Origin of the sequence: Streptomyces sp. NPDC008150 (genome assembly GCF_042956945.1) — a bacterium.
Taxonomy (GTDB): domain Bacteria; phylum Actinomycetota; class Actinomycetes; order Streptomycetales; family Streptomycetaceae; genus Streptomyces.
On sequence record NZ_JBIBHJ010000004.1, the window covers coordinates 69722 to 90089 of the forward strand.

General features: G+C 71.9%; 18 protein-coding genes and 1 riboswitch. Of the genes, 5 read left to right on the plus strand and 13 right to left on the minus strand.

The window, feature by feature from the left end:
- Window positions 1-82: 82 nt before the first annotated feature.
- Window positions 83-394, minus strand: coding sequence for a hypothetical protein (locus ACFZA0_RS12070; RefSeq protein WP_391014551.1), 312 nt, complete (start codon window positions 392-394; stop codon window positions 83-85).
- A gap of 102 nt (window positions 395-496) precedes the next feature.
- On the opposite strand from ACFZA0_RS12070, the gene ACFZA0_RS12075 reads away from it, so the two are divergent.
- Window positions 497-727: a DUF4287 domain-containing protein gene (locus ACFZA0_RS12075; RefSeq protein ID WP_391014553.1), complete on the plus strand. Its 231-nt coding sequence runs from the start codon at window positions 497-499 to the stop codon at window positions 725-727.
- A 135-nt stretch (window positions 728-862) separates the two neighbouring features.
- Here the strand turns inward: ACFZA0_RS12075 and ACFZA0_RS12080 are convergent, their stop codons facing one another.
- A complete protein-coding gene (locus ACFZA0_RS12080; protein WP_391014554.1) occupies window positions 863-1765 on the minus strand; it encodes a Bax inhibitor-1/YccA family protein in 903 nt (300 codons plus the stop codon).
- Between the two features lie 327 nt (window positions 1766-2092).
- Between ACFZA0_RS12080 and ACFZA0_RS12085 the strand changes: the two genes are divergently transcribed.
- The 4 genes from ACFZA0_RS12085 (at window position 2093) to ACFZA0_RS12100 (ending at window position 6970) form a co-directional block, all read left to right on the plus strand.
- A complete protein-coding gene (locus ACFZA0_RS12085; protein ID WP_391014556.1) occupies window positions 2093-2272 on the plus strand; it encodes a hypothetical protein in 180 nt (59 codons plus the stop codon).
- Window positions 2273-2304: 32 nt separating this feature from the next.
- Window positions 2305-3015 carry a hypothetical protein gene (locus tag ACFZA0_RS12090; RefSeq protein ID WP_391014558.1) on the plus strand — a complete coding sequence of 237 codons (711 nt, stop codon included), beginning with the start codon at window positions 2305-2307 and terminating at the stop codon, window positions 3013-3015.
- Window positions 3016-3547: 532 nt separating this feature from the next.
- Window positions 3548-4318, plus strand: a complete 771-nt coding sequence (locus ACFZA0_RS12095; protein ID WP_391014560.1) for an ATP-binding cassette domain-containing protein — start codon at window positions 3548-3550, stop codon at window positions 4316-4318.
- Between the two features lie 123 nt (window positions 4319-4441).
- Window positions 4442-6970: an FtsX-like permease family protein gene (locus ACFZA0_RS12100; protein WP_391014562.1), complete on the plus strand. Its 2529-nt coding sequence runs from the start codon at window positions 4442-4444 to the stop codon at window positions 6968-6970.
- 103 nt (window positions 6971-7073) lie between these two features.
- Here ACFZA0_RS12100 and ACFZA0_RS12105 read toward each other — a convergent pair whose 3' ends face one another.
- The 11 genes from ACFZA0_RS12105 to ACFZA0_RS12155 form a co-directional block, all read right to left on the minus strand.
- Complete coding sequence (locus ACFZA0_RS12105) at window positions 7074-8366, minus strand: class I SAM-dependent methyltransferase (RefSeq protein ID WP_391014564.1); 1293 nt, start codon at window positions 8364-8366, stop codon at window positions 7074-7076.
- A 337-nt stretch (window positions 8367-8703) separates the two neighbouring features.
- Window positions 8704-10119 (minus strand): FAD-dependent oxidoreductase, encoded by a 1416-nt coding sequence (locus ACFZA0_RS12110; RefSeq protein ID WP_391014566.1) that lies wholly within the window; start codon window positions 10117-10119, stop codon window positions 8704-8706.
- A 557-nt stretch (window positions 10120-10676) separates the two neighbouring features.
- Window positions 10677-11618, minus strand: coding sequence for an exopolyphosphatase (locus tag ACFZA0_RS12115; protein ID WP_391014568.1), 942 nt, complete (start codon window positions 11616-11618; stop codon window positions 10677-10679).
- A complete protein-coding gene (locus ACFZA0_RS12120; RefSeq protein ID WP_391014570.1) occupies window positions 11615-12163 on the minus strand; it encodes a DUF501 domain-containing protein in 549 nt (182 codons plus the stop codon). Before ACFZA0_RS12120 ends, ACFZA0_RS12115 begins: the two co-directional genes overlap by 4 nt.
- An 80-nt stretch (window positions 12164-12243) precedes the next feature.
- Complete coding sequence (locus tag ACFZA0_RS12125) at window positions 12244-12720, minus strand: septum formation initiator family protein (protein WP_391014572.1); 477 nt, start codon at window positions 12718-12720, stop codon at window positions 12244-12246.
- Window positions 12721-12880: 160 nt separating this feature from the next.
- On the minus strand, window positions 12881-14167 hold the full coding sequence (eno, locus tag ACFZA0_RS12130; RefSeq protein ID WP_391014574.1) for a phosphopyruvate hydratase: 1287 nt from the start codon (window positions 14165-14167) through the stop codon (window positions 12881-12883).
- Window positions 14168-14711: 544 nt separating this feature from the next.
- Window positions 14712-15443 carry a transglycosylase family protein gene (locus tag ACFZA0_RS12135; RefSeq protein ID WP_391014576.1) on the minus strand — a complete coding sequence of 244 codons (732 nt, stop codon included), beginning with the start codon at window positions 15441-15443 and terminating at the stop codon, window positions 14712-14714.
- 4 nt (window positions 15444-15447) lie between these two features.
- Window positions 15448-15647: riboswitch (cyclic di-AMP (ydaO/yuaA leader) on the minus strand.
- A gap of 197 nt (window positions 15648-15844) precedes the next feature.
- Window positions 15845-17008 (minus strand): transglycosylase family protein, encoded by a 1164-nt coding sequence (locus ACFZA0_RS12140; RefSeq protein WP_391014578.1) that lies wholly within the window; start codon window positions 17006-17008, stop codon window positions 15845-15847.
- A gap of 200 nt (window positions 17009-17208) precedes the next feature.
- Window positions 17209-18537, minus strand: coding sequence for a cytochrome P450 (locus tag ACFZA0_RS12145; RefSeq protein ID WP_391014579.1), 1329 nt, complete (start codon window positions 18535-18537; stop codon window positions 17209-17211).
- Window positions 18534-19553: a nucleoside triphosphate pyrophosphohydrolase gene (locus tag ACFZA0_RS12150; protein ID WP_391014580.1), complete on the minus strand. Its 1020-nt coding sequence runs from the start codon at window positions 19551-19553 to the stop codon at window positions 18534-18536. Before ACFZA0_RS12150 ends, ACFZA0_RS12145 begins: the two co-directional genes overlap by 4 nt.
- A 91-nt stretch (window positions 19554-19644) precedes the next feature.
- On the minus strand, window positions 19645-20286 hold the full coding sequence (locus ACFZA0_RS12155; RefSeq protein WP_391014582.1) for a SurA N-terminal domain-containing protein: 642 nt from the start codon (window positions 20284-20286) through the stop codon (window positions 19645-19647).
- Between the last annotated feature and the right edge of the window lie 82 nt (window positions 20287-20368).

Here is a 20368-nt window from a genome sequence, read left to right on the forward strand (position 1 = left end):
CCCTCGGGCGTCCGCCCGCCGTACGGCCGTTGCCGGCACCGCGGTCGGACGCGCGACGGGGGCGGCTACGGAGGCCGCGGGATCAGATCCCGGCGCGCTTCTGCGCCGCCTGCACCAGTTCGACCGCCTCCGCGACCTCGGCGTCGTCGGTCAGGACGAGCGCGAGGTCGTGCGCGGCGACGGTGATCTGGTCGGCGGCGGCGAACATGCCCGCGTCGGGCATCTCGCGCGGCTCCGCCCGGGGGTCCTCCCTGAGCTGCGCCCGCCGCGCGAACTCCCTGGCCAGACCCAGCGCCTCGGGGGCACCCCCGCGTTGCAGGCGGCTCTGCGGCGCCGCGCGCAGGCGGTCGGCGAACTGGTCCACGGCACGCGTCAGCGGCGTTGTATCAACCACGCCGCGAGACTACGCGCCGTACCGGGACTGTTGCCAACGTCCGGGCGGTCGGGCACGGTGACCTGAAGGACCGGCTCACACCCCATGCGTCCGGAGGCGCCGATGTCCCAAGTGTTCTTTCCGGAGACCCACCGCAACCTGCTGGCTCGCATCCCCCACTGCACCGGTCGTGAAGTGTCCGACTGGCTGCGCACCGTCGACGAAGGCCCCGCCCTCTTCCGCTTCGAGGAGAAGGTGAGCTGGCTCCGCGGCGAGTACGACCTCGCCTACGGACACGCCAAGGCCATCGTCCACGAGTACGACCTGAGGAGGGCGGCCCGCAAACTCCTGTGACCGCGGGCGGCCGCCGCGACGGAACAGACCCCCGACAGCACGGACGGCACGGACAGCACGAACGACAGTCACCGCACGACGAGGGGCCCCGGGAGATCCCGGGGCCCCTGCCTGTGACCGTCGTGCGACCGGCCGCTAGTCGTTGCTGTTGAGGATGGCGATGATTCGCAGGAACTCCATGTAGATCCACACCAGCGTCAGCGTGAGCCCGAAGGCCGCCAGCCACGACTCCTCGCGCGGCGCCCCGTAGGCGATGCCGTCCTCGACCTGCTTGAAGTCCAGGGCCAGGAAGCACGCGCCGAGCAGGATGCCGACGACGCCGAAGAAGATGCCGAGCGGGCCGCTGCGGAAGCCGAGACCGTCACCGCCGCCGAACACGGCGAACAGCAGGTTCACCGCCATCAGCAGCACGAAGCCGAGCGCCGCCGCCATCACGAAGCCGTAGAAGCGGCGGTTGACCCGGATCCAGCCGGCCCGGTAGGCGATCAGCACACCGGCGAAGACCGCCATCGTGCCGATCACGGCCTGCATGGCCGCACCGCTGGCGATGCGGTTGTCGACGACGCTGGAGACGACGCCGAGGAAGACGCCTTCCAGTGCCGCGTACGACAGGATCAGCGCGGGCGCGGGCCTGCGCTTGAAGGACTGCACGAAGCCCAGCACCATCGCGACGAGGCCGGCGCCGATCGCGATGCCGTACGAGCGGTTGATGTTGGCGTCGTCCACGGGAAGCAGCGCCCAGGCGAGGGCGGCCGTGACGACGAGCAGGCCGAGCGTCATGCCAGTGCGCGCGACGACGTCGTCCATCGTCATGCGCCCGGTGGTGGCCGGCGCCTGCGGGGGCGCGCCCTGCTGCACGCCCTGCTGGGCGTACGGGTTCTGCGCGTAGGGGTTCTGCGCGTACGGGTTGCCCTGCGCGTACGGGTTGCCCTGGGTGCCGACTGCGGGGCCCCCGGCCTGCGGCGCGGTGTTGAAGCCCGCGTAGCCGTTGTCGCGGCTGAACCCCCGTCGCGAGAAGACCGGGTTTCTGCTCCTCATTTCACTCCTCCATGGCCACCTTGCGCGGCCTTGGCTCAAGAGTAATGGAAAGGCAAAAGAAGGATCCTACTGCTTGGGGAGGATCTTTCCCCGCCGTGGTGGGCAACACGCTACGCGGAACCGTGATTCCCGGCCCGGGAGCAGCCGTTTCATGACCAACCCGGTACACGGCCGGGATCCGCCGCCGACCGGGCGGGGACGCCCCGCACCCCCCGGCCGGGCCCTCCCGCACGTCGGGCGGCCGCGCCGGGGCGCGTCACCTCCGCGTCACCGGCCGCACCTTCGGCGGTCCCGGCGATGTCAGTGGTGCCCCCTACGGTGGGAGCCATGTCCTACTCGCCGCAGGCACCCGGCCGGACCCTCGACCCCGACAACCTCGACGACCTGAACACCCGCATCCGGCACCTCATGTCCGAGCCCGCCGGGGAGCGGCGCGCGGAGGAGTACCGGCGGTTGTTGTGGCTGTGGGCGGAGCGGTCGCGGTCCGAGGTGGTAGAGGCGGCGTGAGGCGGGTAGTGCGACGCAAGGAGGGGGTACCGATGAACGGCTCACCGAGCTCACGGCTCGACACACTCGCCGCGACGGTCGAACACGTCGTGGCCCGCCACGGCGGCTTGCTCTGCGTGACGCTCACCCGCGGCCTGGACGCCGAGGAGGTCCTCGCGCGTCTCGGCGCGGACCCGGCGCGGGCGTCTCGCGGCGGGGTCGTGCCGCCGCCCGACGGCGGTTCGGTCCTGCGGGCGGCGTCGCTGGCGGGCTGGACCCTGTGCGTGGAGAGATACGCCCCGCACGGACACGCGCCGGACGCCCTGGGCGAACTGTCGCGCGGCACCGAGACGTTCAGCGTCGACGTGCTCGACCCGCGGGACCGTGCGACGCCGGTGGTCGGTCACCGGGTGGACGGACGGCTGACGGAGCAGTTCGAACCGGGACGCCCGCACACTCTGCACACGGCCGGCCGGCCCGCCCTGTGGGAGGCATGCGAACGCCGGGCCGCGGCACACCCGGACCGGAGCCCCGCGGTGGTCGCGGTGCTGGCCGCGCTGGACCTGGCGGAAGTCCCTCTGGTGGCCCAACACCCGTTGCGCACAGCGCAGTTGCCCCGACGCGTCCGGTCCGTCGACCGCACCTCCGAGGGCCTGCCGCCCGCCCACCCGGCGCCGCGGACGCGCACCGGCCCGGGCCACGCCCCGGCGGCCCCGCCGCAGCCGCACTTCGCACCGCCGGCGACCGAGCGCCGGGCAGGCTGACAGGAGGGGGGCGAAACGGTCGGAAAAGATCGAACAAGGTCATACGGGGGCGGATGTGCCCGGAACCGGACTTGAACCGGTACGCCCGCGAGGGGCAGCGAGGTTTAAGCTCGCCGTGTCTGCATTCCACCATCCGGGCGCCGTGGGCTCCGCGACAAGGCTTTGACCCTATCGGGGTGCGTCCCCCGAACATCGGCCGGGCGGACCGATGTTGTCTTATTTTATTGATTCCTGAGGGTGCATCAGCCACAAGAACGCGCCGTCAGCACTTGCCAACAGCCTGGCGCGCGCGACGTCCCCGCGCACCGGAATTGACGGAATTTCACCGTCCGAACACCTCGACCCGCGCCGGCGTCGCACGGATGCCCCTCTCGGGGGTCCGTGTCATCCCCAGGTAGGACATCGCACCGCGCGGTCCGACCGAAGGCTGTCCCCACAACCGACAGGGCGGGTGACTACACCGCCCCGCACTGCGGCGACCATGGGACATGACGTCCCCGGCCCCACCCCCGTCCCGACAGGAGCACCACCCGTGACCACCACATCAACCGCCGGTCCGACCACCGCCGTGGCCGCACGCGCCGCGGAGCTGTCGAAGATCTACGGGCAGGGCGATACCCAGGTGGTCGCTCTGGACAGGGTCTCCGTCGACTTCCGGGCCGCCGAGTTCACCGCGATCATGGGCCCCTCCGGATCGGGCAAGTCCACGCTGATGCACTGCGTGGCCGGTCTCGACACGTTCTCCTCCGGTTCCGTGCGCATCGGCGACACCGAGCTGGGGTCGCTGAAGGACAAGCAGCTCACCAAGCTGCGCCGGGACAAGATCGGCTTCATCTTCCAGGCGTTCAACCTGCTGCCGACCCTCACGGCCCTGGAGAACATCACGCTCCCCATGGACATCGCGGGCCGCAAGCCCGACAAGGAGTGGCTGGACCGCGTCATCACGATGATCGGCCTCTCCGACCGCCTCGACCACCGGCCCTCGCAGCTCTCCGGCGGTCAGCAGCAGCGCGTCGCCGTGGCCCGCGCCCTGGCGTCCCGACCGGAGATCATCTTCGGTGACGAGCCGACCGGCAACCTCGACTCCCGGGCCGGCGCCGAGGTGCTGGGCTTCCTGCGCAACTCCGTGCAGGAACTGGGCCAGACCGTGGTGATGGTCACCCACGACCCGGTGGCCGCCGCCTACGCGGACCGCGTGGTCTTCCTCGCCGACGGCCGCATCGTCGACGAACTGCGCGACCCCACCGCCGACGTGGTGCTGGACCGCATGAAGCAGTTCGACGCCAAGGGACGCGTGAGCTGACCGGGGCACCGCCCTCCCGCCCGGCGGCGCCCGCCGCCGCCCGGTCCGCGCACGCCGCCGCCCCGGCCGTCGCGTCCGCTCCCGCGCCTTCTCCCGCCGACCCCCTCCTGGACTGAGACCCCCATGTTCCGCACCGCCCTGCGCAACGTCCTCGCGCACAAGGCCAGACTCCTGATGACCGTCCTAGCCGTGATGCTCGGCGTGGCGTTCGTGTCCGGGACCCTGGTGTTCACCAACACCCTCTCCAACGCCTTCCAGAACAGCTCGGCGAAGGGCTTCGACCACGTCGACGTCGCCGTCCAGCCGGTCGACCGCAAGGCCTCCGGCGACGATGTCGGCAAGGACCCCGAGCTGACCCAGGCCGACTACGACAAGGCCGCCGCGGTGCCGGGCGCCGCCTCCGCGATCGGTGTGCTCAACGGCTTCACCGCCGTCGCCGACAAGGACGGCAAGCTGATAGGCGGCGGCTTCCAGTCGCAGGGCGGCAACTACTGGGGCACCAAGGACGCCCGGTACCCGCTCGCCTCCGGCTCCGCCCCGCACGGCACCGGCGAGGTCGCCCTCGACTCCGAGACCGCGAAGAAGGCCGGCTACAAGGTCGGCGACACCGTCCGGCTGTCCGTCGACGGGCCGGTGCTGACGCCGAGGATCAGCGGCATCTTCACCACGGACGACGGCAACGTCTCGGCGGGCGGCAGCCTCGCGCTGTTCGACACCGCCACCGCGCAGCAGCTCTTCGACCACAAGGGCACGTACGACGAGATCGACGTGACGGCCAAGGCCGGCACCTCGCAGGGCGCGCTCAAGACGCAGCTCGACAAGGCGCTGCCCGCGGGTGTCGCGAAGACGACCACCGCGCGGAAGCTCGCCGACGACCAGGCCGACCGGATCGCCTCGTCGATGAGCGGCCTCAAGTCCGGCCTGCTGGTCTTCGCCGGCATCGCCCTGTTCGTCGGCACGTTCATCATCGCCAACACGTTCACGATGCTGGTCGCCCAGCGCACCCGGGAGCTCGCGCTGCTGCGCGCCGTCGGCGCCTCGCGCCGCCAGGTCACCCGGTCGGTGCTGATCGAGGCGTTCGTCGTCGGCACGATCGCCGCCGTGGTCGGCCTGGTCGTCGGCATCGGCATCGGCGCCGGGCTGCGCGCCGTGATCGGGTCGCTGGGGGCCACGCTGCCCGACGGGCCGCTGGTCGTCTCCCCGGGCACGGTCCTCGCCGCGCTCGGCGTCGGCATCGTCATCACCATGCTGGCCGCCTGGCTGCCCGGCCGCCGGGCCGCAAAGATCCCGCCGGTCGCCGCGATGAGCAGCATTCACGCGCAGGCGACGGGACGTTCGCTCGTGGTGCGCAACACGATCGGCGCGCTGTTCAGCGCCGCCGGTGTGGCCGTCGTGCTGGGCGCGACCACGATGAGCGGCACGTCCGGCAAGGGCCCGATGGGGCTCGGCGCGGTGCTGCTCGTGATCGGTGTCTTCGTGCTGACGCCGCTGCTGTCCCGTCCGCTGATCGCCGCGACGGCACCGCTGCTGCGCGGCTTCGGCGTGGCCGGGAAGCTGGCCCGGCAGAACTCGGTGCGCAACCCGCGCCGCACCGCCGCCACCGCGTCCGCGCTGATGATCGGGCTCACCCTCATCACCGGCATGACGGTCGCCGCCGGCAGCCTCCAGCACTCCATCGACAAGATGGCCGCCGACGCCATCAGCGCCGACTACATCGTCTCCCTGGCCAACGGCAACCCGCTCTCCACGGACGTCGACAAGAAGCTGAAGGGCACCGAGGGCGTCACCGCCACCACGCCGCTGCGCAACGCGCCCTCCCGCATCGACGGCGACACCGAGTACCTCACGGGCGTCGACGCGGCGACCATCGGCAAGCTGACGCACCTCACCGTGCAGGACGGTGGCTTCGACGTCGGCGGCACGAACATCGTCGTGGACGACGACCTCGCCAAGCTCCACCACTGGACCGCCGGTTCGACCCTCACCGTGCACTACGAGGACGGCAAGGCGCAGCGGCTGACCGTCGCGGGCGTCTACGAGGGCGACGCGCTGATGCGCGGCATCATCATGGACGTCACGACGCTCTCCCCGCACCAGGCACACCCGGCGGACGGCCAGGTCATGCTGACGATGTCGGGCGGCGCGTCCGAGGCGAACAAGGACCGTCTGGTGGCCGCCCTCGGCGACAACCCGGCGATCCAGATCCAGGACAAGCAGGACATCTCCAACGGCATCGCGCAGGTCTTCACGCTGCTGCTGAACATGCTCTACGGGCTGCTCGCGATGGCGGTGATCGTCGCCGTGCTCGGTGTCGTCAACACCCTCGCGATGTCGGTCTTCGAGCGTCAGCAGGAGATCGGCATGCTGCGCGCGATCGGCCTCGACCGCACCGGCATCAAGCGGATGGTCCGCCTGGAGTCCCTCGTCATCTCGCTGTTCGGCGGGGTGCTCGGCATCGGTCTCGGCATCTTCTTCGGCTGGGCGGCAGGCCAGTTGCTGGGCACCGCGATGCCGACGTACGAGATGGTGCTGCCCTGGGGCCGCATGGTCGTGTTCCTGGTGCTGGCCGGTGTGGTGGGCGTGGTCGCCGCGCTGTGGCCGGCCCGGCGCGCGGCCCGGCTGAACATGCTGGCGGCCATCAAGTCGGAGTAGCGGCCGGGCCGTTGCCCGACGCCGCGCACACCAACGGGCCCCGCCCTCCCCGACACCGGGGAGGGCGGGGCCCGTTGGTGTGCGCGGTACCCGCGCGGCGGCGTCAGTTCCAGTCGCGGGCCCGCAGCGGCAGGCCGCTCGCGCCGGAGTCCGGGGTGCGCACCGCGAGCACCTGGTTGACCCCGATGCGGTTGCGCTCGAAGGCGAGGGCGGAGGCCGCCATGTACAGGCGCCAGACGCGGGCCCGGCCGGGGCTCGTGAGCCGCGTCGCGCGCGGCCAGTCGGACTCCAGGTTGGCGACCCACGAGCGCAGCGTCAGGGCGTAGTGCTCGCGCAGCGCCTCGACGTCGCGCACCTCGAACCCGGCGCGCTCCAACTGGGCGACGGTGGTGCCGATCGGGGCGAGCTCGCCGTCCGGGAAGACGTACGCGTCGATGAACCGGTCGACGTGGTAGGCCTTCTCGTCGCGCAGCGGGCGCCGGGCGATCTGGTGGTTGAGCAGCCGGCCGCCGGGGCGCAGCAGCGTGAAGAGGTCCTGCGCGTACTCCAAGTACCGTTCGGCGCCCACGTGTTCGGCCATGCCGATCGAGGAGATCGCGTCGTAGGGGCCGTCGGCGACGTCGCGGTAGTCCTGGACGCGGATCTCGACCCGGTCGGTGAGACCCTCCTCGGCGACGCGCTTGCGGGCGTAGGCCGCCTGTTCCTGGGAGAGGGTGATGCCGACGACGCTCACGCCGTGCTCACGGGCCGCGTGGATCGCCATCGAGCCCCAGCCGCAGCCGACGTCCAGGAGGCGCTGACCGGGCGTCAGGGCGAGCTTGCGGCAGACCAGTTCGAGCTTGTCGCGCTGGGCGTCCTCCAGGGTGCCGCCGGGGCTCTGCCAGTAGGCGCAGGAGTACACCATGGACGGGCCGAGGACGAGTTCGTAGAAGTCGTTGCCGACGTCGTAGTGGTGGCTGATGGCCTTCTTGTCGGTGCGCCGGGTGTGCAGGTGGCCGCGGGGTCTGCGCATCTCCTCGCGGGGCGGGGCCGGCGGGAGCGGGGAGCCGGCCAGTTTGACCAGGCCGCGGAAGGCCGAGCGGACCTCGGGACTGCGGACCGCCTCGAACAGACCGCGCTCGTCCTCGCCGCGTTCCCAGATCAGGCCGGAGAGCAGGTCGAGCGCCTCGTAGAGGTCGCCCTCGATCCCCAGGTCGCCGGAGACCCAGGCCCGCGCGAGACCCAGCTCGCCGGGCTTCCACAACAGCCTGCGCAGCGCACGCCTGTTGCGTACGACCAGGACCGGCGCGTCCGGGGGCCCCGCCTGCGAACCGTCCCAGGCGCGGATGCGCACCGGGAGTGGTGCTCCCAGCAACTGTTCGAGAAGGCTTGTGAGCCGCAGCGCGGCGTCGGTCATGGTGACACCTCCGTGACGAGCGTGATGGACGTTCGCGGACAGTCCAACACCACGTAAACATCCAGGAGGCCCCCGCGCAGTCCCGCCGTCGCGTTACGACTGGGCAAAATACCTGTACGGAGCACGTATCGCGATCACCCGTCGCCCGGCGTGTCCGCGGGCGCCCCCGGGCACGCCGAAGGGGCCGCCCGCACCACGGATGGCGGGCGGCCCCCTCGGGTCGCGCTGGGTCACTCGGGCCGTGCGGCCGCTCCGGCGGCGTTCCCGGCCGGGGCGGTGTGGCGCCGGGCCGGGAGGCGGTGTGCCGGGCCGGGGCCCGGCGGCACCGGAGCGGGGGTCAGGAGGCCTTGGCCTCTTCGGCCTTGGGGCGCTCGTCGGTCTTCGGCGCCTCGGCGGACTTCGGGGCGGCGGCGACCGGCGCGGGCTTGGCGGCCTCGTAGAACTCCTCGCGGGGGTTCTCCATGGCGCCGAGCGAGACGACCTCGCGCTTGAGGAACATCGCGAGCGTCCAGTCGGCGAAGACGCGCACCTTGCGGTTGTACGTCGGCATCGCCAGACCGTGGTAGGCGCGGTGCATGTACCAGGCGAGACGGCCCTTGAGCTTGATCTTCATCTTGCCCATGACGATCATCGCGACGCCCTTGTGCAGGCCGAGACCCGCGACGGCGCCCTTGTTCGCGTGGCTGTAGTCCTTCTGCGGGAAGCCCCGCATGCCGGAGACCACGTTGTCGCCGAGGACCTTCGCCTGGCGCAGCGCGTGCTGGGCGTTCGGCGGGCACCAGGCGTTCTCGTTGCCGGCCTTGCGGCCCACGAGGTCCGGAACCTGCGCGTTGTCGCCGGCGGCCCAGATGTAGTCCGTGCCCTGCACCTGGAGGGTGGTCTGCGTGTCCACGTGGCCGCGCGGGCCGAGCGGCAGACCGAAGCGCGAGAGGACCGGGTTCGGCTTGACGCCGGCCGTCCACACGATGGTGTTGGAGTCGACCTCCAGGCCGTTCTTCAGCACCACGTGACCGTCGACGCAGGAGTCCATGGACGTCGAGAGGTAGACCTCGACACCGCGGCTCTCCAGGTGCGCCTTGCCGTACTGGCCCAGCTTCGGGCCGACCTCGGGGAGGATCTTGTCGGCGGCGTCGACCAGGACGAACCGCATGTCCTCGCGGGAGACGTTGGTGTAGTACTTGGCCGCGTCGCGGGCCATGTCCTCGACCTCGCCGATGGTCTCCGCGCCGGCGAAACCGCCGCCGATGAAGACGAAGGTGAGCGCCTTGCGGCGGATCTCCTCGTCCGTCGTGGAGTCGGCCTTGTCGAGCTGTTCGAGGACGTGGTTGCGCAGGCCGATGGCCTCCTCGATGCCCTTCATGCCGATGCCCTGCTCGGCGAGACCGGGGATCGGGAAGGTGCGGGAGACCGCGCCCATCGCGATGACGAGGTAGTCGAAGGGCAGCTCGTACGCCTCGCCGACCAGCGGCGCGACCGTGGCGACCTTGCGGTCCTGGTCGATGGTCGTGACCCGGCCGGTGAGGACCTCCGCCTTCGGCAGCACGCGTCGCAGAGGTACGACGACGTGCCGCGGGGAGATGCTGCCGGCAGCTGCTTCGGGGAGGAAGGGCTGGTAGGTCATGTACGAGCGGGGGTCGACGACCGTGACGGTCGCTTCCCCGTAGCGCATCTTCTTGAGAATGCGTCGAGCTGCGTACAGGCCTACGTACCCACCGCCTACTACGAGGATCCTGGGACGCTCCGTGGTGCTCATGGCATCGAGTATCCACCCGCCCCAGGGGGGTACCTCGTGCGCCCCTTCACAAGCTTTTGCATGCCCTGTGCTACACTCCGCCGCCCACGTGACGCAGGTCATGTCGCGAGGAGGGAACCCGGCGGGCCCGTTGACCGTTGTCAACCGCGCCTGAGCTGCTCGTCCTGCCCGTTCGGCCCTCTCCGTAGCGCTCGCGCGACACCCGCGCGAAACCTCTCCGTCACGCTCGGCCGAGCGTCCCCGGTGGCCGCCTGAGCCCCGAATCCGCCCCGAACGGCCCCCTGCCGGCCGACCGGTCCCCCGACCGGGCCGAATTCCTTGTGAAGAACTTCACGAAGTTTTCCGACGGAGTGTCGCCGGAGGGTGTTCCGACCCCCTCCAGGACCGCTCATACGTTATCCGACCTGCTCAGGCGTGGAACAGGGCCGAAGGTCCCGGAGTGCGCATCCATACCGTGCGCGCGGCCGGCACGGGGTGCCGCGGAGCGGTCCGCGGCACCCCGTGCCGGCCCGGCTGCCGGGCCGTCAGGTCGTCGGGGAGCCGAGGGAGTCGGGACGTCAGGCCAGCGACCAGGCGATGCCGTCCAGGATGTCGTGCTCGCTCACGACGACCTCCTCCGCGTCCGTCCGCTCCATGATCGCGAGCAGGACCAGCGCACCGGCCCCGATCACGTCGACGCGGCCCGGGTGCATCGACGGGACGGCCGCGCGCTCGGCGTGCGTGGAGCGCAGCAGCCACTCGGTGATCTCCCGGACCCGGGCCCGGGAGACCCGCGAGTGGTGGATGGCGGCGCTGTCGTACGCGGGCAGTTCCTGCGCGATCGCCGAGAGGGTCGTCACCGAACCGGCGAGGCCGACCAGGGTGCGCGCCTCGGCCAGCGGCACCGTGCGCGCCGCCTCGTCGAGGGCGGCCTCGATGTCGGCGCGGATCGCGGCGACCTGCTCGTGGGTCGGCGGATCGGTGACCGCGCCGTCCACCACGAGGTGCCGCTCGGTCATCCGTACGCAGCCGACGTCGACGGAGCGCGCGGCCCGCACGTGGTCGTCGCCGACGACGAACTCGGTCGACCCGCCGCCGATGTCCACGACGAGGAAGGGGCGGGCGAGGCCGTCGGCGCCGGTCAGTTCCCGGGTGGCGCCGGTGAAGGAGAACTCGGCCTCCTGGTCGCCGCTGATCACCTCGGGCTCCACGCCGAGGATGTCGAGCACGCCCCGCACGAAATCGTCGCGGTTCTCGGCGTCCCGCGAGGCGGACGTCGCCACGAACCGCAGCCGCTCGGCCCCGAGTTCCTTGATCACGGCGGCGTACTCGCGGCACGCGGCGAAGGTCCGCTCCAGCGCCTCCGGCGCGAGCCGCCCCGTGCGGTCGACGCCCTGGCCGAGCCGGACGATGGTCATCCGGCGGTCCAAGTCGACGAGTTCACCGGTCGCCGGGTCCGCGTCGGCGACGAGGAGCCGGATGGAGTTCGTACCGCAGTCGACGGCGGCGACCCTGGTCACTTCGCGTCCTCCTCGGGGGAACCGTCCCGGCCGGACGGTGTCACGCACGCGCCCTTGCGCCACCACTCGGGCAGCATCGCGAGCGCCTCGTCGCCGAGCGGGTTCACGCCGGGGCCCGCGGCCAGGGAGTGCGCCACGAGCACGTGCAGGCACTTCACGCGGTCCGGCATGCCGCCGGCGCTCGGGAAGCCCGACAGCACCTCGATCTCGTCGCGGCGCCGGACGTAGTCCTCGTGCGCGGCGCGGTAGGCGGCGGCCAGCTCGGGGTCCTCGGCGAGCCGGGCGGTCATCTCCTTCATCACGCCGTTGGCCTCCAGCGTGCCGATCGCCGATGCGGCCTTGGGGCACGTCAGGTAGTACAGCGTCGGGAAGGGCGTGCCGTCGGGCAGGCGGGGGGCCGTCTCCACCACGTCGGGCTGCCCGCACGGGCACCGGTGCGCGATGGCGCGCAGCCCGCGCGGGGGGCGCCCGAGCTGCTGCCGGAACGCCTCGACGTCCGCGTCGGTGGGTTCGGTGCGCTCGGTGGGCGGCGGGGGCGTTTGCATGCGGTGCGTCTTGTCTCTCGTCGTCACTTCGGTGGTGGTCGGCCGCCGGTGGCCGCGGGTGCGGTGCGGGCGGCGGCCGGTCAGCGGGCGGAGGCGTCGGACTTGTCGACGCCGTCCCAGACGTTCGCGTACCAGGGGCGGGCGGCGGCGCCCCGCTCGGCGCGCGACTGCTTCGCCGTGCCCGGCGCGGTCATGATGTAGCCGGTCTCGCCCGGCAGCACGTAGTGCAGGCGCAGCCGGATCTGCTGCTCCGCGTACGCGTCGTCCTGCCAGCGGGCCTTCAGGTCGCGCAGCTGCTCGACCCGCTGCCGGGCGTCGGCGCGCTGGCGTTCCAGGTCGGAGATCTCCGCGCGCTGCGAGACGAACTGCCGCATCGGGTAGGCGAGCGCCACGATCAGCGAGCACAGGACGAGCGCGAGGAGCGCCGCCCGCCCGGTGAGCCGTGAACGGCGGGCCTGCCGCCGGGTCTGGGAACGGTAGACCCGGGCCGCGGTCTGCTCGCCGAGCAGCCTGATCCTGGTCGTGGTGGAGAACCGGTCCCGGTCCTTCACGGCCATGAGTCCGCCTCCCGCGTGGCTTGCCTGGCTTGCTTCCGTGCTTGTACGTGCGTACGTCCCCGCACACGGTACGGGACCGAGTACGGGGACGTACGTACGACGGGCGGAGCCGGGCAAGCCCCGGGCGGGCCCGGCTCGCGCCGGGCCGGCTCCGGGCGGGTCAGCCCTTGAAGCGCGGGAAGGCCGAACGGCCCGCGTACACCGCGGCGTCGTCGAGGATCTCCTCGATGCGCAGCAGCTGGTTGTACTTGGCGACGCGCTCGGAACGGGCCGGGGCGCCGGTCTTGATCTGGCCGCAGTTGGTGGCGACGGCGAGGTCGGCGATCGTGACGTCCTCGGTCTCGCCGGAGCGGTGCGACATCATGCACTTGAAGCCGCTGCGCTGGGCGAGCTCGACGGCGTCGAGGGTCTCGGTCAGCGAACCGATCTGGTTGACCTTGACGAGCAGCGCGTTGGCCGCGCCCTCCTCGATGCCGCGGGCCAGGCGCTCCGGGTTGGTGACGAACAGGTCGTCGCCCACGAGCTGGACCTTCTCGCCGAGCTTGTCGGTGATGACCTTCCAGCCGGCCCAGTCGTCCTCGAACAGCGGGTCCTCGATGGAGACGAGCGGGTACGCCGCGACGAGCTCCTCGTAGTACTCCGTCATCTCGGCGGCGGAGCGCTCCTTGCCCTCGAACGTGTACTTGCCGTCCTTGTAGAACTCGGAGGCGGCGACGTCGAGTGCCAGGGCGATCTGCTCACCGGGGACGTAACCGGCCTGCTTGACGGCCTCGAGGATGAGGTCGAGGGCGTCGCGGTTCGAGCCGAGGTTCGGGGCGAAGCCGCCCTCGTCGCCGAGGCCGGTGGACAGGCCCTTCGACTTCAGGACGGACTTGAGGGTGTGGTAGACCTCCGTGCCCCAGCGCAGCGCCTCGGAGAAGGACTCCGCGCCGATCGGGGCGATCATGAACTCCTGGATGTCGACGTTCGAGTCGGCGTGCGACCCGCCGTTCAGGATGTTCATCATCGGCACCGGCAGCAGGTGCGCGTTCGGGCCGCCCAGGTAGCGGAAGAGCGGGAGGTCGCTGGCCTCGGACGCGGCGTGCGCGACGGCGAGCGAGACGCCGAGGATGGCGTTGGCGCCCAGCGAGCCCTTGTTGTCGGTGGCGTCCAAGTCGAACATCGCCTGGTCGATCAGGCGCTGCTCGGTGGCGTCGTAGCCGACGAGCTCCGGGCCGATCTGCTCGATGACGGCGAGGACGGCCTTCTCGACACCCTTGCCCTGGTAGCGGTTGGGGTCACCGTCGCGGAGCTCGATGGCCTCGAAGGCACCGGTGGAGGCACCGGACGGAACGGCGGCACGGCCGGTGCTGCCGTCGTCGAGGCCGACCTCGACCTCGACCGTGGGGTTGCCTCGGGAGTCCAGGATTTCCCGGGCTACGACGACGTCGATGGACGGCACGAGCATCTCCTTCGTGGATGTGACGCTTGAGTGTGCGGGGCGCTCGGCGCTTGGCCTCGCGACTAGAGCCTAACCGTCCCCGGGGCTTCGGCCAGCCGACCGACCGCCCCGTGGACGGACTGACGGTACACATTGTTCATGGACGGAACAAAGGGGGGATGGAAAACGCGGAACTTCGCGGGGGCGCGTGGGCGACGGGACGGGGCGCGCGCGGTGACATTCCCTCACCCCCGGCGCTCCGGCCCCGTTTGATTCCGCTCGCGCGCGGGCGCGGGTGCGCGCGTGTCTTCCGGACAGCAAAATCCCCGCCCGGGTGCGTACGGGGGAACACGCACCCGGGCGGGGAGCCCGTGGGGACGGGGGGAAGGTCCTCACGTTCGCCCCAGGGTGCGGGACGAGCGTGTGAGGACGCTGTGGTTCTGCCGTGTACCGGGCGGCGGCCGCGCTCGCGGGGCGCGACGGTGGGGCGTCGCGGCCCGGCGGCCGTCGGCCGGCCGCCCGGTTCACCTCACGCGGAGCCCGTCGGGGACGAACTGCCGCGGGTGACCGCCTACTTGAGGTGGAGCTGCTGGCCCGGGTAGATCACGTCGGCGTTGTCGACGATGTCCTTGTTGAGCTTGAACACCTTCTTCCAGCCGCCGTTCACGTGGTGCTTCTGGGCGATGGAGCTGAGGGTGTCCCCCTTGACGACCTTGTACTCGCCGTCACCCTTCTTGACCTTCTTGCCGGTGGTCGTGGTGACGGTCGGGCGGTCCTGCGAGCGGGAGGCCTGCGTGTCGCCCGAGCGCTCCGAGGTGCCGGTGGCGGTGCTGCCGGAGGACGACGACGAGGACGACGACGAGCCGCCCGACGACGAGGAGGAGCCCGAGGACGACGACGAGCCGCTGGAGGCGGCGGCGCCGTCGTAGGAGGCGCCGGTCAGGCCGGTGCCGCAGGTCGGCCAGGCACCCTTGCCCTGGGCCGCGAGGACCTTCTCGGCGACGGCGATCTGCTGCGCCTTGCTGGCACCGCTGGCGACGGACGCGTACTGCGTACCGCCGTAGGCGGCCCAGGTGGAGGCCGAGAACTGCAGGCCGCCGTAGTAACCGTTGCCGGTGTTGATCGACCAGTTGCCGCCCGACTCGCACGAGGCGACGGTGTCCCACTGGGACTCGGTGGCGGCGGAGGCGTTGCCGGCGGCCATCAGCGGCGCGGCGACGGCGACACCGGCGACGCCGGCGATGGCGACGGCACGGGTGGCCTTGGACGGGCGACGGTGCTTGCCCTTGCTGGAAAGCAGCATGGAGAGATCCCCTCACCGACGCCTGCGAGGTGAGCTGTCGGGTTCGGGCCGGTTGAGTTGCCCGGCCACGCGTCCCCGTCCGTGGTGCGACGACGACGCGCGGCTTCACCCCAAGCCGTCCCCGGCGGTCTCGACTCGCGTCTCAACTGCCGGGTACGGCACTTACCTTGGGTCCCCCGCTCCTGCCTACGGCGCTTGCGCGACGACTGTTCCCGGGGGGCCGCTGGCAGGATTCGGCGTTGCGGCGACCGGGGCCCGCGTTGGCGAGCGGTGATGACCGTAGACATGCGATCCGGGGAATTTCAAAGACGATCAGGGCTTCTGAGACTCATCCCACACTTTCACCAAAAGGGACATTAGACCGCGAACCGTGACGCGAACTCCCGTTGGTTTTCGCCCGATTAGCTACTGAGATCAAGGGTCTGACCGGGAACGATGCGGTCCGGGTCGGAGCCGATCTCCTTCTTGTTCGCGGAGTACAGCGCGGCCCACCCGCCCTTGACGTCAAGGGAGTCGGCGATGGACTCGATGCTGTCCCCGGCGCGCACGGTGTAGGTGTCGCCCAGCGCGGCGCGCGTGTCCCCGGCGCCGCGCGAGGCGTGACGGCCCGCCGAGGCGTCCCGGGCGGCCGCCTTGGTGGCCGTGGCGGCCTCGTTCGCGCTGCCGCCGCGGTGGCGCCCGACGCTCGTGTCGACGAGCGCGGAGCTGCCCGAATCGCGCGCCGCCGCATAGGCATTGGCCAGTTCGTCCGAATTGTCGGCACTGTCGTCGCCGCTCGACGTCACTCCCGTACCGCCCGGGACGGCGTGCCCGCCGACCGCCCGGCCGGCCGACAGCGAGTCGGGGGTCGACGCGGAGGGCGTGGAGCCGCCGAGCGGGGACGAGGGCGTCCGGGACGGCGTGGACGAGGAGGCCGAGGGCGACCCCGAGGGCGTCGTGGTCCCGGACGGGGAGTCGGTCGAACCGTCCGCGGCGGAGGGGTCGGTGGACGCCGAGGGGTCCGCGGTGTCCGAGGAGCCGTCCGAGGGCACGATCCCGTCCAGCGGCCCCGAGCCGTCCGCGCCGGAGGAGCCCGCGGAGTCGCTCGCGCCGGAGGAGCCCGGCGAACTCGTCGACCCCGTCGAGTCCTTCGTGCCCGATCCGTCCGAACTGTCCGTGTCGCCCGTGGCCGTCGAGCCCGCCGCGTCGTCGGTCGACGTACCGCTCGTGGTGCTCGTGGCGCCGGTCTGCTTCGTCAGCCCGGACAGCGGTCCGCACGCGGGCCACGCGGTGGGGCCGCGGTCGGCGAGGATCTTCTCGGCCACGGCTATCTGCTGGGCGCGCGTGGCCTCGTCGGCGCTGCCGGCGTAGTCGAGACCGCCGTAGTTCTCCCAGTCGTCCTGCGTCAACTGGAGCCCGCCGTAGTACCCGTTGCCCGGGTCGGAGGCCCATTCGCCGCCGCTCTCGCACTCGGCGACCCGGTCCCAGGTGACGCCCGCGGTGGTCGCGGACGTCTGGGTGGCGGCGCTCGCCCCGGTCGCCGCGAACAGCGGAAGGGCTACGGCGGAGCCGGTCACTCCGGCCACGACAAGGATGGCCGGAGCCTGACGGGGCCGACGGTGACGACCGTTCCCGGAGAGCATGCGGAGACCTTTCGCGAGACAGCGTTGGCCGGCGGGCCGGACGGACCGGGTACCGCGCCGATTCGTGAAGTTATAGGCAGGCCATCACTTGTCACAAGTTCATGCCGCGAGGATCACATGAAGGTCACATAGTTGAGGGAGTGTCACTTCCGGTCGGACGGGGCTCCCGGGGCCGCCGGGGTGAACTCCACCGGGAGGGTGCGCAGTCCGCGCATGATGAGCCCCCCGCGCCACCTCAACTCCTCGCGTTCCACGCCCAGTCGCAGGTCGGGGAGGCGGGTGAGCAGCGTGGCGAGAGCGAACTGCCCCTCCAGCCGGGCCAGCGGGGCGCCCACGCAGTAGTGGATTCCGTGCCCGTACCCGAGGTGCTGGTTGTCGCGCCGGGAGAGATCCAGCACATCCGGGTCGCGGAACCGCTCCGGGTCGCGGTCGGCCGCGGCCAGCACCACCAGGACGGGGTCGCCGGCCCCGATTCGCTGCCCGCCCATGGTCAGTTCCTCCGTCGCGAACCGCCAGGTGGCCAGCTCCACCGGACCGTCGAACCGCAGGAGTTCCTCGACGCCCGTCGCCAGCAGGTCCCGCTCGCCCCGGGCGAGGGAGGCCTGGAGCCGCTCGCGCTGCTCCGGGTGGTCCAGCAGGGCGAGCGTGCCGTTGCCGATGAGGTTCACCGTCGTCTCGAACCCGGCGAACAGCAGGATGAACGCCATCGCCGCCGCCTCGTTCTCCGTGAGGTGCTCGCCCTCGTCGGAGGCGCGGATCAGCGCGGAGATGAGGTCCTCGCCCGGTGCCGGCTCGGCGGGCAGCGCCTCGCGCTTGCGGTGGATCAGCTCGGCGAGGTAGCCGCGCATCTTCTTCACCGACCGCGCGACCCCGCCGCGCGGTCCGCCGCCGTGGCGGATCATCATGCCCGCCCAGTCCCGGAAGTCGTCCTGGTCCTCGCGGGGGACGCCGAGCAGGTCGCAGATGGCGTAGATGGGGAGCGGGAACGCGAAGTCGTGGATGAGGTCGGCGCTCCCCCGCTCCGCGAAGGCGTCGATGAGCCGGTCCGTCAGCTCCTGCACGCGGGGCGCGAACTCCGCCACGCGCCGGGGCGTGAACGCCTTCGACACCAGTCGTCTGAGCCGCGTGTGGTCCGGCGGGTCGATGTTGAGCAGATGCGTCATCAGGTCGGCCTTGCGTTCGCCGGGGATGCCGGTCTTCCCCCGGGCGTTCGCCGGCTCGTCGTGGTGGGCCGGGTTCTTCGACAGCCGCTGGTCGGCGAGGACCGCCTTCGCGTCCGCGTACCGGGTGACGAGCCACGCCTCGACACCGCTGGGCAGCCGCGTGCGGTGCACGGGCGCGTGCTCGCGCAGCCAGGCGTAGGCGGGGTACGGGTCGGTGGCGAACCCCCAGGTGAACAGCTCCGGTGCGGGGGCGGAGGGCTGGGGGGCGGAGGGTGCGGGGGCCGCCGGGGTCCCGGGCCGGTCGCTCACTTTCGCCGCGCCTGTTCTTCCGTGAGGCGGACGGCGTCGCGGTACGCGCGGGCCGCCGCCCGCAGGGCCGCCTCCGGATCCACCCCGTCCGCCTCGGCCCGCACCGCGAGCGCCAGCAGGTCGTACCCGGGGCCGTCGCCCGCCGGCAGCGGCACGTCCAGGCCCGCGGCGCGCACCCGGGACGACAGCTTCGCCGCGAGGGCCAGGGCGGGCTGGCCCACGGGGACGCCCTCGGTGACCGACAGGCGCCCCTTCTCCACCGCCTTGGTGCGCAGCCAGGTCTCCCTGACCTCCTCGGGGGTGCGCGCCGTCCCGTCGCCGAAGACGTGCGGGTGGCGGTGGATCAGCTTCGTGACGATGCCGGCCGCGACGTCGTCCACGGAGAAGGGGGCCTCCGGGTCGTCCTCGGCGATGCGGCTGTGGAAGACGACCTGGAGCAGGACGTCCCCCAGTTCCTCGCGCAGTTCGTCCCGGTCGCCGTCCTCGATCGCCTCGACCAGTTCGTACGCCTCCTCCAGGGCGTACTTCGCCAGGCCCTTGTGCGTCTGCCGCGAGGACCACGGGCAGGCGAGGCGGATGCGGTCCATCACCTGGACGAGGTCCAGGAGGCGGGCACCGGGCAGGTCGTAGGAGGCGGGGAGCAGTTCCAGTTCGGGCATCGCGACCCGGCCCGAACCGGCCAGCCGGGCCAGTCCGTCGGTGAGCGCCGGCTCGCCCTCGCCGGCCGCCACGACCACCACGGTCCGGCCGCCCGCGCAGGCGTCCACCAGTTCCGCGGCGGACGGCGAGGCGCCGTCCACCGTCAGCCCGGCCTCGCGCAGGTACGGCAGCTGGGGGTGGGCGCCGTCCGCGCACACGATCCGGTCGGCCGTGCGCAGGGTCTGCCACGCGGGCCACGACAGCAGTCCGGGGGCGACGCGGTGGCTGGTGGTGAGCAGGACGACACGGCCGGGACCTGCGGCGTCGTCCGGTGCCCGGTCCGGGTCGGGGGTGGGCTCGAAGCTGGTTGCGTTCACCCACCGAACGTAACCCACCCCGCTCACCGGCCCCGCCCGTTGTCCACAGGCGGGGGTGCGCGGTGTGATCGTACGAAGGTCCGGCTGTCCGCTACGCGGCTTCCCGGGTGGCGCTCGCCTCGCGCACCCACGGGGTGGCCGCATCGGTGCGGCTGCTCTTCTGCACGTCCCAGGCGCCGTAGCGCGGGTTCAGGTCGACGTGGAGTTCCTTGGAGGCGGCGGACAGCGCCTTCCAGAAGGCGGGTTGGCTGGTCTCGGTGTTGAGGCTCTTGGCGAGCTTCTGGGCCTCGACCTGGACGCGCAGGTTCTCGTCGAGCCGCGCGGGCGCCACCCCGTACTGCTGGAGCCACGTGGTCCGCAGCGCCTTCGCGCCGCCGACCTCCCGCTCCAGTCCCGCCTTCATCTGCTGGACCTCGTTGCGCGAGACGCTCACGCCCGCGTCCTGGGCGGCGCGGTGCAGGACCCGGTCGAGCACCATGCCGTGCAGGGTGTCCCGGGTGAGGCTGCCCGTCTTGGCGACGGCCTGTTCGTACTGGGCCTCGTCGGGCACCGCGGCACGCTGTGCCGCGCGTACCTCGTTCACCCGCTCGTCGAGCTGCGCGACGGTGATCCGCTGCCCGCCGACGACGGCCGCGGCACCGGGGTGCGTGTCGCCCCCGCAGGCGGTGAGGAGCGGGGCCGCGGCGACGAGGGCGGCGGACAGGAGGAGCGCGGTGCGACGGCGGCGGTGCAAGGAAACCTCCCGAGGAGATTGTGCGGCGGTGCACAAAGTCTTGCGGTGATCGATGTTAGGCAGTGGCCCAGGTCTGGCCAAC